The 12215-nt window shown below is 45.3% G+C and carries 10 protein-coding genes; all 10 read left to right on the top strand.

The window, feature by feature from the left end:
* Positions 1-13: 13 nt before the first annotated feature.
* The 10 genes from NYE49_RS14440 (at position 14) to uvrC (ending at position 12192) form a co-directional block, all read left to right on the top strand.
* Positions 14-2371 carry an endonuclease MutS2 gene (locus NYE49_RS14440; RefSeq protein WP_015384309.1) on the top strand — a complete coding sequence of 786 codons (2358 nt, stop codon included), beginning with the start codon at positions 14-16 and terminating at the stop codon, positions 2369-2371.
* 14 nt (positions 2372-2385) lie between these two features.
* Positions 2386-2790: a DUF350 domain-containing protein gene (locus NYE49_RS14435; RefSeq protein WP_003237674.1), complete on the top strand. Its 405-nt coding sequence runs from the start codon at positions 2386-2388 to the stop codon at positions 2788-2790.
* 188 nt (positions 2791-2978) lie between these two features.
* The gene (gene lcfA, locus NYE49_RS14430; protein ID WP_326210152.1) at positions 2979-4661 is read left to right on the top strand and encodes a long-chain-fatty-acid--CoA ligase LcfA; all 1683 of its coding nucleotides are present in this window, start codon (positions 2979-2981) and stop codon (positions 4659-4661) included.
* Positions 4662-4765: 104 nt separating this feature from the next.
* Positions 4766-5350 carry a fatty acid metabolism transcriptional regulator FadR gene (fadR, locus tag NYE49_RS14425; RefSeq protein ID WP_268548224.1) on the top strand — a complete coding sequence of 195 codons (585 nt, stop codon included), beginning with the start codon at positions 4766-4768 and terminating at the stop codon, positions 5348-5350.
* Between the two features lie 14 nt (positions 5351-5364).
* Positions 5365-6141, top strand: coding sequence for an enoyl-CoA hydratase (locus NYE49_RS14420; RefSeq protein WP_038828015.1), 777 nt, complete (start codon positions 5365-5367; stop codon positions 6139-6141).
* A 14-nt stretch (positions 6142-6155) separates the two neighbouring features.
* Entirely contained in the window at positions 6156-6929 is a 774-nt protein-coding gene (gene etfB / locus NYE49_RS14415) for an electron transfer flavoprotein subunit beta (protein WP_342410358.1), read from the top strand.
* A gap of 35 nt (positions 6930-6964) precedes the next feature.
* On the top strand, positions 6965-7942 hold the full coding sequence (gene etfA / locus NYE49_RS14410; RefSeq protein WP_173614223.1) for an electron transfer flavoprotein subunit alpha: 978 nt from the start codon (positions 6965-6967) through the stop codon (positions 7940-7942).
* 217 nt (positions 7943-8159) lie between these two features.
* Positions 8160-9647, top strand: coding sequence for an alpha-L-arabinofuranosidase AbfB (gene abfB / locus NYE49_RS14405; protein ID WP_047183573.1), 1488 nt, complete (start codon positions 8160-8162; stop codon positions 9645-9647).
* Positions 9648-9969: 322 nt separating this feature from the next.
* Positions 9970-10284, top strand: a complete 315-nt coding sequence (gene trxA / locus NYE49_RS14400; protein WP_003222500.1) for a thioredoxin — start codon at positions 9970-9972, stop codon at positions 10282-10284.
* A 135-nt stretch (positions 10285-10419) separates the two neighbouring features.
* Positions 10420-12192: an excinuclease ABC subunit UvrC gene (gene uvrC, locus NYE49_RS14395; protein ID WP_038828019.1), complete on the top strand. Its 1773-nt coding sequence runs from the start codon at positions 10420-10422 to the stop codon at positions 12190-12192.
* Positions 12193-12215 lie beyond the last annotated feature (23 nt).

The following is a 12215-nucleotide window of genomic DNA, read 5'->3' as shown; positions in this document are numbered from 1 at the left end:
GGCTCACACAATCGTGCAGCAAAAAGTATTATCAGCTCTTGAATTTCATAAAGTGAAAGAACAGGTTATTGGGCATGCCGCTTCATCGCTCGGAAAAGAAATGCTTCTCGAGCTTAAGCCTTCTGCTTCTATAGACGAAATCAAAAAACAGCTTGATGAAGTAGACGAAGCTTCTGACATTATCCGGCTGAGAGGCCAAGCGCCATTTGGCGGCCTTGTAGATATCAGAGGAGCGTTAAGACGGGCGGAAATCGGCAGCGTTCTCAGTCCTTCTGAATTCACTGAAATCTCAGGCCTGCTTTATGCAGTTAAACAAATGAAACATTTTATCACCCAAATGGCTGAAGACGGTGTCGACATTCCGCTGATCCATCAGCATGCTGAACAGCTTATCACGCTGTCCGATTTAGAGCGGGACATTAATTCCTGCATTGATGATCACGGAGAAGTGCTTGATCATGCATCGGAAACATTAAGAGGAATCCGCACACAGCTCAGAACACTCGAATCAAGAGTCAGAGACCGGTTAGAGTCGATGCTGCGTTCCTCTTCCGCTTCGAAAATGCTGTCTGATACGATTGTTACGATTCGGAATGACCGCTTTGTGATCCCGGTCAAACAGGAGTACAGATCCAGCTATGGAGGAATTGTGCACGACACCTCATCCTCTGGTGCGACACTATTCATTGAACCGCAGGCGATTGTAGATATGAACAATTCCCTTCAGCAGGCGAAAGTGAAAGAAAAGCAAGAAATTGAACGGATTTTGCGTGTGCTGACAGAGAAAACGGCAGAGCATACAGAGGAGCTATTTCTAGATTTGCAAGTGCTGCAGACGCTTGACTTTATTTTTGCAAAAGCTAGATATGCAAAAGCGGTTAAAGCGACAAAACCGATTATGAACGACACCGGCTTTATCCGTTTGAAAAAAGCCCGCCATCCATTGCTTCCGCCTGACCAGGTTGTTGCCAATGACATCGAGCTTGGCCGCGATTTTTCAACCATTGTCATCACAGGGCCAAACACCGGGGGGAAAACAGTCACCCTTAAAACGTTAGGCCTGCTAACCTTAATGGCGCAATCAGGTCTTCATATCCCGGCAGATGAAGGGTCAGAAGCGGCAGTATTTGAGCACGTATTCGCTGATATCGGTGATGAACAGTCGATTGAGCAAAGTTTAAGTACGTTCTCATCCCATATGGTGAACATTGTCGGCATTTTAGAACAGGTCAATGAAAACAGCCTTGTGCTTTTCGATGAACTTGGTGCAGGGACAGATCCGCAGGAGGGGGCGGCCCTCGCCATGAGCATCTTGGATGACGTGCATCGCACCAATGCACGAGTGTTAGCTACGACGCATTATCCGGAATTGAAGGCGTACGGCTATAACAGAGAAGGCGTCATGAATGCCAGCGTTGAATTTGACATTGAAACGCTGTCACCGACCTATAAACTTTTAATTGGTGTGCCGGGTCGAAGCAATGCTTTCGAAATTTCAAAACGCCTCGGGCTTCCGGACCATATCATCGGGCAGGCGAAGTCAGAAATGACGGCCGAGCATAACGAAGTCGATACGATGATTGCGTCGCTGGAACAAAGCAAAAAACGTGCGGAAGAAGAGCTTTCTGAGACAGAATCAATCAGAAAAGAAGCGGAAAAACTGCATAAAGAGCTGCAGCAGCAAATCATCGAGCTTAACAGCAAAAAAGACAAAATGCTTGAAGAGGCAGAACAGCAGGCTGCTGAAAAAGTAAAAGCGGCAATAAAAGAAGCCGAGGACATTATTCATGAATTGCGCTCCATAAAAGAAGAACACAAATCCTTCAAGGATCACGAGCTGATTAACGCGAAGAAACGGTTAGAAGGCGCTATGCCGGCTTTTGAAAAGTCCAAGAAACCGGAAAAGCCAAAAGCGCAAAAACGCGACTTTAAGCCTGGTGACGAGGTGAAAGTCCTCACTTTCGGGCAAAAAGGAACATTGCTCGAAAAAACAGGCGGCAATGAATGGAATGTTCAAATCGGTATTTTAAAGATGAAAGTAAAAGAAAAAGATCTGGAGTTTATCAAATCAGCTCCGGAGCCAAAAAAAGAAAAAATCATTACAGCGGTCAAGGGAAAGGACTATCACGTATCGCTTGAACTTGATCTCCGCGGCGAACGCTATGAAAATGCCCTCAGCCGGGTTGAAAAATACTTGGATGATGCGGTGTTAGCCGGATATCCAAGAGTGTCAATCATCCACGGAAAAGGAACCGGCGCTTTAAGAAAAGGCGTACAGGATCTTCTGAAAAACCACCGCAGCGTCAAAAGTTCCCGTTTCGGTGAAGCAGGTGAGGGAGGATCAGGCGTTACGGTTGTTGAACTAAAATAAAAGGGAGTATGGCCATGAGTGATTTTTGGGAAAACGAGCTTGTGGAAATCGCGGCATATTACAGTGTCGCGGTTCTCTGCCTCGTCCTCTTTTTGACTGTGTTTGAGCTGGTGACGGCTTATAAAAACTGGGAAGAGATTCAAAAAGGAAATCTTGCGGTGGCAATGGCGACCGGCGGAAAAATTTTGGGAATCGCAAACGTATTTCAGCATTCCATCTCCCAGCATAATTCGCTGCTGCAAATGATCGGCTGGGGCGTTTACGGGTTTGTTATGCTTCTGATCAGTTACTTTATTTTTGAGTTTTTGACTCCGCGGTTTAAAATTGATCAGGAAATCGAAAATGATAACCGGGCTGTCGGCTTTATTTCATTTGTCATTTCTGTCGGGCTTTCATTTGTGGTGGCAGCCGGAATATAAGGGGACGGAGAATAGATGGAAAAGCTTGCGAAAATACTGCTCGCCGCGGCGGGAATCTTTTTGTTAATTGGTCTTATATATCTGTTCATATTATGAGAAAAAGAAAGATTTACCTTTCTTTTTCTTTTTTTTGCCGTCCATCTGCTATAATGATAAGGTGGATCTCTAAAATCGAAAGGGGAGGTTTTATGCAGTCTCAAAAGCCGTGGCTTGCCGAGTATCCCAACGATATCCCGCATGAGCTTCCATTGCCGAATAAAACCCTGCAATCCATCCTGACAGACTCCGCCGCACGATTCCCTGATAAAACCGCAATATCGTTTTATGGAAAAAAACTCACCTTTCATGACATTCTGACGGATGCTCTTAAACTTGCAGCTTTTTTGCAGTGCAATGGCCTGCAAAAAGGAGACAGAGTGGCTGTTATGCTGCCCAATTGCCCGCAAACAGTGATTTCTTATTATGGCGTCTTGTTTGCCGGTGGCATCGTGGTGCAGACGAATCCGCTTTATACCGAGCATGAGCTTGAATACCAGCTTAGAGATGCTCAGGTAAGTGTGATCATCACCTTAGATTTGCTTTTCCCGAAGGCAATAAAAATGAAAACGTTATCAATAGTCGACCAGATTTTGATAACCAGCGTAAAAGACTATTTGCCTTTTCCGAAGAATATTCTTTACCCGCTGACGCAAAAACAAAAAGTGCATATCGATTTTGACAAAACAGCTAACATTCACACGTTTGCTTCCAGTATGAAGCAGGAAAAAACTGAACTCCTGACAATCCCGAAGATCGATCCTGAGCATGATATCGCTGTCCTCCAGTATACCGGAGGAACAACCGGAGCTCCAAAAGGGGTCATGCTCACGCACCAAAATATTTTGGCAAATACTGAAATGTGCGCCGCTTGGATGTATGACGTGAAAGAAGGCGCTGAAAAAGTGCTGGGCATCGTCCCGTTTTTTCATGTCTACGGACTGACGGCAGTCATGAACTATTCGATTAAACTAGGCTTCGAAATGATTCTTCTTCCTAAGTTTGATCCGCTCGAAACACTGAAAATCATCGACAAACACAAACCAACGCTCTTTCCTGGCGCACCGACAATTTACATTGGCCTTTTGCATCACCCTGAATTGCAGCATTATGATCTGTCATCCATTAAAAGCTGTCTTAGCGGATCAGCAGCGCTCCCCGTGGAGGTAAAGCAGAAATTTGAAAAGGTGACTGGCGGAAAGCTTGTGGAAGGCTATGGTTTGTCTGAGGCATCCCCAGTGACGCACGCTAACTTTATCTGGGGAAAAAACAAGCCGGGCAGTATCGGCTGTCCTTGGCCGAGTACGGACGCTGCGATCTATTCTGAAGAGACGGGTGAGTTTGCCGCTCCGTATGAGCATGGAGAAATCATTGTAAAAGGTCCGCAAGTCATGAAAGGATACTGGAATAAACCAGAGGAAACCGCCGCAGTGCTGAGAGATGGCTGGCTGTTCACCGGGGACATGGGCTATATGGATGAAGAAGGCTTTTTCTATATTGCTGACAGGAAGAAGGATATCATCATTGCCGGCGGTTACAATATTTACCCGCGTGAGGTAGAAGAAGCGCTTTATGAACATGAAGCCATCCAGGAAATTGTTGTCGCAGGCGTTCCCGATTCCTACAGGGGAGAAACAGTAAAAGCATTTGTGGTGTTAAAGAAAGGCGCAAAAGCCGATGCAGAAGAACTAGACACTTTTGCAAGATCACGTCTAGCTCCCTATAAGGTGCCCAAAGCCTATGAGTTCAGAAAAGAGCTGCCGAAAACGGCGGTGGGAAAAATTTTAAGAAGGCGTTTACTTGAAGAAGAAACCGAAAATCATCATATCAAATAAAAAAAGAGAACGTCTATGAATAAACTTGACAAACATGAAAATCCTTCTTATCATAAAATTATGAATGAATAGTCATTCATTTCTATAGGAAGGAACGATGAACATTGAAGCAAAAACGGCCAAAGTATATGCAGATTATTGATGCAGCAGTAGAAGTCATTGCAGAAAACGGCTACCACCAGTCACAGGTATCCAAAATTGCCAAACAAGCCGGGGTAGCGGACGGCACCATCTATCTCTATTTTAAAAACAAAGAAGATATTTTAATTTCTCTTTTCAAAGAAAAAATGGGTCAATTTATTGAGCGGATGGAAGAGGACATTAAAGAAAAAACAACAGCGAAAGAGAAATTGGCGCTTGTCATTTCAAAGCATTTTTCCCTTTTAGCGGGTGACCATAATCTCGCGATTGTCACGCAGCTCGAGCTCCGCCAATCCAACTTGGAGCTGCGACAAAAAATCAACGAAATATTAAAAGGCTACTTAAATATTTTGGATGGCATTTTGACGGAAGGTATACAATCAGGCGAATTAAAAGAAGGCCTCGACGTCCGCCTCGCCCGGCAGATGATTTTTGGAACGATTGACGAAACCGTGACAACTTGGGTGATGAATGACCAAAAGTACGATCTCGCTGCGCTTTCAGACAGCGTTTTAGAATTATTGGTGTCCGGAATTCATAATAAGTAAAGGAGTTCTGTCCTATGAATGCAATATCACTGGCAGTTGATCAATTTGTGGCAGTTTTGACGATTCACAATCCGCCGGCAAATGCGCTTTCCAGCCGGATATTAGAAGAGCTGTCTTCCTGTCTTGATCAATGTGAGACAGATGCAGGCGTACGAAGCATTATCATTCACGGCGAGGGAAGATTTTTCTCAGCCGGCGCTGATATTAAAGAATTTACATCGCTTAAAGGCAATGAGGATTCCTCATTGCTCGCTGAGCGCGGCCAGCAGTTAATGGAGAGAATCGAAAGCTTTCCAAAACCGATTATCGCAGCGATTCACGGCGCTGCTCTCGGAGGCGGGCTGGAGCTTGCGATGGCCTGTCATATCAGAATTGCAACAGAAGATGCTAAGCTGGGGCTCCCGGAGCTTAATCTCGGTATCATTCCAGGTTTTGCGGGGACACAGCGCCTTCCGAGATATGTCGGTACAGCCAAAGCATTAGAGCTCATCGGATCAGGAGAACCGATATCCGGAAAAGAAGCGCTTGATCTCGGACTTGTCTCAATTGGAGCGAAAGATGAGGCAGAAGTGATTGAAAAAGCAAAAGCACTTGCCGCTAAGTTTGCAGAGAAAAGCCCGCAAACGCTGGCATCTTTGCTTGAACTTCTTTATTCCAACAAGGTGTATTCCTATGAAGGCAGCTTAAAGCTTGAAGCAAAGCGATTTGGGGAAGCATTTGAGTCAGAGGACGCCAAGGAAGGCATCCAGGCATTTCTCGAAAAAAGAAAGCCTCAGTTCAAAGGCGAATAAAAGGGGATATGATCATGAATCTATTTGTACTGATGAAACGGACGTTTGACACAGAAGAAAAAATCGTCATTGAAACAGGAAAGATTCAGGATGACGGAGCGGAATGGATCATTAATCCATATGATGAGTACGCGATAGAAGAAGCCATCCAGCTGAAGGAAAAGCATGGCGGCACGATCACCGCTGTCACGGTCGGCGGTGAAGAAGCGGAGAAAGAATTGCGTACGGCGCTTGCCATGGGTTGTGACCAAGCTGTTTTAATCAACATAGAAGATGATCTTGAAGAACCCGACCAATATTCCATTTCTCAAGTTTTATACCACTATATGAAGGATCAGGAGTTTGATTTGATTCTCGGCGGAAATGTTGCCATTGACGGAGGATCAGGACAAGTGGCGCCTCGGCTTGCCGAGCTACTGGACATTCCGTGTATCACTACGATCACCAAACTCGAAATCAACGGCACTGATGCAGAAGCAGAAAGGGACGTCGAAGGGGATGTTGAAAAAATCAAAACGATGCTCCCATTGCTTGTCACAGCTCAGCAGGGCTTAAACGAGCCGCGCTATCCATCGCTTCCGGGAATTATGAAGGCTAAGAAAAAGCCGCTTGAAGAGCTTGAACTTGATGATCTTGATCTGGACGAAGAGGATGCTGAACCAAAGCTGAAAACCATTGAACGTTTTCTGCCGCCGAAAAAAGAAGCCGGGAAGCTTCTCCAAGGTGAGCCTGCCGAACAGGCAAAAGAGCTTGTTTCATTGCTCCGCAGCGAAGCTAAAGTCATTTAAAGCTTGGACATTCAAAGAAACAGGGGGATGTTAGAATGGGAAAAAAAGTGATCGTGCTTGGAGAAATACGCGATGGGGAATTGCGGAATGTCACCTTTGAAGCAATAGCTGCAGGAAGAACCATTTCAGGAGATGGGGAAGTCATCGGTGTTCTCATCGGTGAAAATGTACAAAGCATTGCACAAGAGCTTATTCATTACGGAGCAGATAAAGTTCTTACCGCTGAGGACCCGAAGCTGAAAACATACACGGCAGACGGGTACAGCCAGGTCATGAGAGGTGTTATCGAGCAAGAAAATCCTGATTCAGTCATCTTCGGGCATACGGCAATGGGCAAGGATCTTTCACCGAAGCTTGCTGCCCGGCTGCAAACAGGCTTAATTTCTGATGCTATAGATGTAAGCGTTACCGGAGGGAATGTTGTGTTCACACGGCCGATTTACTCGGGGAAAGCTTTTGAACGCGTCATTTCAACCGATCCGATGATCTTTGCAACAATTCGCCCCAATAACATTCAAGCTTCAGAAAAAGACACCAGCAGGTCGGGAAGCATCGAAAGCATAAATGTCTCTCTTACTGACCTTCGCACCGTGATTCAAGAGGTCGTCAAAAAAACGGCGGACGGTGTTGATCTTTCCGAAGCGAAAATTATCGTTGCGGGCGGCCGAGGAGTCAAAAGCATGGAAGGATTTCAGCCGCTGCAGGAGCTTGCAGAGGTGCTAGGGGCCGCAGTCGGGGCTTCTCGCGGGGCATGTGACGCTGATTATTGCGATTACGCTCTTCAAATCGGGCAGACGGGGAAAGTCGTCACTCCGGATTTGTACATTGCATGCGGCATTTCCGGCGCCATCCAGCATTTGGCCGGCATGTCAAACAGCAAGGTGATCGTCGCCATCAATAAAGACCCCGAAGCCGATATCTTTAAAATAGCGGATTACGGCATCGTCGGTGATTTATTTGAAGTTGTCCCGTTATTAACTGAGGAATTCAAACAATTGAATATACACTCATAAAGGAAATCCCGGACTTTAAAAGTTCGGGATTTTTTCATAGTTATAAATACATACGTACAAATATAAAAACAATAGAAAATGTCGTTGACATGTACGAACATATATAATATGGTTACTTTAAAAGCGCTTACATTCATGATGACTCCTCAGGCAAAAGACAGATCACATATTTGACTGTGGTGCTTTTCATATCCGTATGAAAGGAATGATCAGAGGCATGTCTGAACATCAAGCAGTGATTCAAACAGATATCGTAAAAGGAACCATTAACAAAAATATATACGGTCATTTTGCTGAGCATTTAGGAAGAGGGATTTATGAGGGGATCTGGGTCGGAACGGACTCAGACATCCCCAATATCAACGGGATACGAAAGGACGTGCTGGAGGCGCTCAAACAGCTGCACATTCCTGTCCTCAGATGGCCGGGCGGGTGTTTTGCGGACGAATACCATTGGGCAAACGGTGTCGGTGACCGTAAGACAATGCTGAACACTCACTGGGGCGGTACAATTGAATCAAATGAATTCGGAACGCATGAATTTATGATGCTTTGCGAGCTGCTTGAATGCGAGCCATATATTTGCGGCAATGTCGGAAGCGGAACCGTTCAGGAAATGGCGGAGTGGATTGAGTATATGACATTTGAAGAAGGCACGCCGATGTCAGACTGGAGAAAACAAAATGGAAGAGAAGAGCCTTGGAAGCTGAAATATTTCGGCGTGGGCAATGAAAACTGGGGCTGCGGCGGCAACATGCATCCCGAATACTACGCAGATCTGTACCGGCGTTTTCAGACTTATGTCCGTAATTACAGCGGGAATGACATTTATAAAATTGCCGGCGGCGCAAATGTGGATGATTTTAATTGGACGGATGTGCTTATGAAAAAAGCCGCTGGCCTGATGGACGGGTTGAGTCTTCATTATTACACGATTCCGGGGGATTTTTGGAAGGGCAAAGGATCAGCCACAGAATTCACGGAAGATGAATGGTTTATTACGATGAAAAAAGCCAAATACATCGATGAATTGATTCAAAAACACGGCACGATTATGGACCGGTACGATCCGGAGCAGCGGGTCGGGCTGATTATTGATGAATGGGGCACGTGGTTTGATCCCGAGCCAGGCACGAATCCCGGTTTCTTATATCAGCAAAACACCATTCGTGATGCGCTGGTGGCGGCTTCTCATTTCCACATCTTCCATCAGCATTGCCGCCGGGTGCAAATGACAAATATCGCCCAAACGGTCAACGTTCTTCAAGCGATGATTTTGACTGAGGGAGAGCGGATGCTTTTGACACCGACGTACCATGTATTCAATATGTTTAAGGTGCACCAGGACGCTTCTCTTTTAGCCACAGAGACAATGTCTGCCGACTATGAATGGAACGGTGAAACGCTTCCGCAAATCAGCATTTCAGCGTCGAAACAAGCTGAAGGTGATATCAATATCACTATTTGCAACATCGATCACCAAAACAAAGCGGAGGCGCAAATCGAGCTGAGGGGCCTACACAAGGCAGCGGACCATTCCGGAGTCATTCTCACGGCAGAAAAAATGAATGCGCATAACACGTTTGACGATCCTCATCATGTCAAACCGGAATCCTTCAGACAATACACGCTCAGCAAAAACAAACTGAAAGTAAAACTCCCGCCAATGTCAGTCGTCTTACTTACGCTGCGTGCTGATTCTTAATCGCGTAAGAGCGCCGGAGCTTCATGCCGGCGCTCTTTTTCAGGTTTTAAAACAGCTCCGGCAGGGCATGGTAAAGTACATGACAGTGAAGAGGAGATGTGATCTTATGCTTCGTACCATTTTAATGATTATTGGGGCAATTGTAGTGATCGGGGCCATTATCAGATTTGTGTTTTAAAAAAAGAGCATATCCCATTCAACCATATAAAAATGAGTAAACCGGCTGTGATCAGGAAAAAATAATTTGTAAGCATTAAAATAGCGTGAACGAATGGGAGATGCTATACTAAAAATCATCATTTCACATTGGAGGAATTCAATAATGGCTATCGTAAAAGCAACTGATCAATCTTTCTCAGCTGAAACAAGCGAAGGCGTCGTACTGGCAGACTTCTGGGCTCCTTGGTGCGGACCTTGTAAAATGATTGCACCTGTTCTTGAAGAATTGGATCAAGAAATGGGAGACAAACTGAAAATCGTAAAAATCGATGTAGATGAAAACCAAGAAACTGCCGGAAAGTACGGCGTTATGAGCATCCCGACTCTTCTTGTGTTAAAAGACGGCGAAGTAGTTGAAACTTCAGTCGGCTTCAAACCAAAAGAAGCGCTTCAAGAGCTTGTAAACAAACATCTTTAATTTTCCGCTGCTTACATGCCAGAGCGATTCCGATTGAGGGATCGCTTTTTTTATTCGCCAATTGTGAATCATAGAGAAAAACAAACGTTCGTGTTAAACTAGGAATAAAGGATTAAACATAAGGAAGGGTAACATATGAACAAACAACTGAAAGAAAAACTCGCCCTCCTTCCTGATCAACCGGGTTGTTATCTCATGAAGGACCGGCAGCAGACTGTGATCTACGTAGGGAAAGCAAAAGTGCTGAAAAACAGAGTACGCTCCTACTTCACCGGTTCTCACGACGCGAAAACCCAAAGGCTTGTGACGGAAATCGAGGATTTTGAATATATCGTGACGTCCTCCAATCTTGAAGCGCTTATTTTAGAAATGAATCTGATCAAAAAGCATGATCCGAAATACAACGTCATGCTCAAAGACGACAAAACCTATCCTTTCATAAAACTCACCCATGAACGCCACCCAAGGCTGATTGTCACCCGCAATGTCAAAAAAGACAAAGGGCGCTATTTCGGGCCGTATCCGAATGTACAGGCAGCAAGGGAAACAAAAAAACTGCTCGACCGTCTGTATCCTCTCAGAAAATGCTCCAAGCTCCCGGACAGAGTGTGCCTTTACTATCATCTGGGCCAATGCCTCGCTCCGTGCGTAAAGGATATTTCCGAAGAGACGAACAGAGAGCTGGTTGAAAGCATTACACGTTTCTTAAGGGGCGGCTATAATGAGGTCAAAAAAGAGCTTGAAGAGAAAATGCATGAAGCTGCTGAGAATCTTGAGTTTGAACGAGCAAAAGAGCTTCGTGACCAAATTGCCCATATTGAATCAACGATGGAAAAACAAAAAATGACGATGAACGATCTAGTCGACCGTGATGTATTCGCGTACGCGTACGATAAGGGCTGGATGTGCGTGCAGGTCTTTTTCATCCGCCAAGGAAAGCTCATTGAACGCGATGTCAGCATGTTCCCGCTTTATCAGGAAGCAGATGAAGAGTTCCTCACGTTCATCGGGCAGTTCTATTCAAAAAACAACCACTTCCTTCCGAAGGAGATTTTAGTTCCGGACAGCGTAGATCAATCCATGATCGAGCAGCTGCTGGAAACAAACGTTCACCAGCCGAAAAAAGGCCCGAAAAAAGAACTGCTCATGCTTGCCCATAAAAATGCGAAAATCGCATTGAAAGAAAAATTCTCTTTAATCGAACGGGACGAGGAGCGTTCAATCGGGGCTGTGCAGAAGCTAGGTGAGGCATTAAATATTTATACGCCGCACAGAATTGAAGCGTTTGATAACTCAAACATACAGGGGACAAACCCGGTTTCCGCGATGATTGTGTTTATCGACGGCAAACCATACAAAAAGGAATACCGCAAATATAAAATCAAAACTGTTACAGGGCCGGATGATTACGGTTCTATGAGAGAGGTTGTCAGAAGACGCTATACGAGAGTGCTTCGTGAGAATCTGCCGCTGCCCGATCTGATCATCATTGACGGAGGAAAAGGGCAGATCAACGCAGCAAGGGATGTCATTGAAAATGAACTCGGCTTGGATATCCCGATCGCCGGTTTAGCGAAAGATGAAAAACACAGAACCTCAAATTTACTGATCGGTGAGCCGCTGGAGGTGGTGTATCTGGAACGAAACAGCCAGGAATTTTACCTCCTGCAGCGCATTCAGGACGAGGTGCACCGTTTTGCAATCAGTTTTCACAGGCAAATCCGCGGAAAAAGCGCGTTTCAATCCGTTTTGGACGACATCCCGGGTATCGGAGAGAAAAGAAAGAAAATGCTGTTAAAGCATTTCGGTTCCGTTAAAAAAATGAAGGAAGCAAGCCTTGAGGACATCAAAAAAGCCGGTGTTCCCGCAGCGGCGGCTCAGCTCCTTTACGACAAATTGCAAAAATAATGTTGTCCTTTTAAATAAGATCT

This window comes from Bacillus sp. FSL L8-0358, assembly GCF_038593095.1.
In the GTDB taxonomy this organism is placed as follows: Bacteria; Bacillota; Bacilli; order Bacillales; family Bacillaceae; genus Bacillus; species Bacillus subtilis.
The sequence above is the reverse complement of the archived record's forward strand: the minus strand, read 5'-3'. Positions and strand labels throughout refer to the sequence as shown.

What these genes read in the sequence shown, in the direction of transcription:
- lcfA (WP_326210152.1), top strand. Translation starts at nt 2,979, where the DNA reads ATGCAGTCTCAAAAGCCGTGGCTTGCCGAGTATCCCAACGATATCCCG.
- NYE49_RS14420 (WP_038828015.1), top strand. Translation starts at nt 5,365, where the DNA reads ATGAATGCAATATCACTGGCAGTTGATCAATTTGTGGCAGTTTTGACG.
- trxA (WP_003222500.1), top strand. Translation starts at nt 9,970, where the DNA reads ATGGCTATCGTAAAAGCAACTGATCAATCTTTCTCAGCTGAAACAAGC.
- etfB (WP_342410358.1), top strand. Translation starts at nt 6,156, where the DNA reads ATGAATCTATTTGTACTGATGAAACGGACGTTTGACACAGAAGAAAAA.
- uvrC (WP_038828019.1), top strand. Translation starts at nt 10,420, where the DNA reads ATGAACAAACAACTGAAAGAAAAACTCGCCCTCCTTCCTGATCAACCG.
- NYE49_RS14435 (WP_003237674.1), top strand. Translation starts at nt 2,386, where the DNA reads ATGAGTGATTTTTGGGAAAACGAGCTTGTGGAAATCGCGGCATATTAC.
- abfB (WP_047183573.1), top strand. Translation starts at nt 8,160, where the DNA reads ATGTCTGAACATCAAGCAGTGATTCAAACAGATATCGTAAAAGGAACC.
- etfA (WP_173614223.1), top strand. Translation starts at nt 6,965, where the DNA reads ATGGGAAAAAAAGTGATCGTGCTTGGAGAAATACGCGATGGGGAATTG.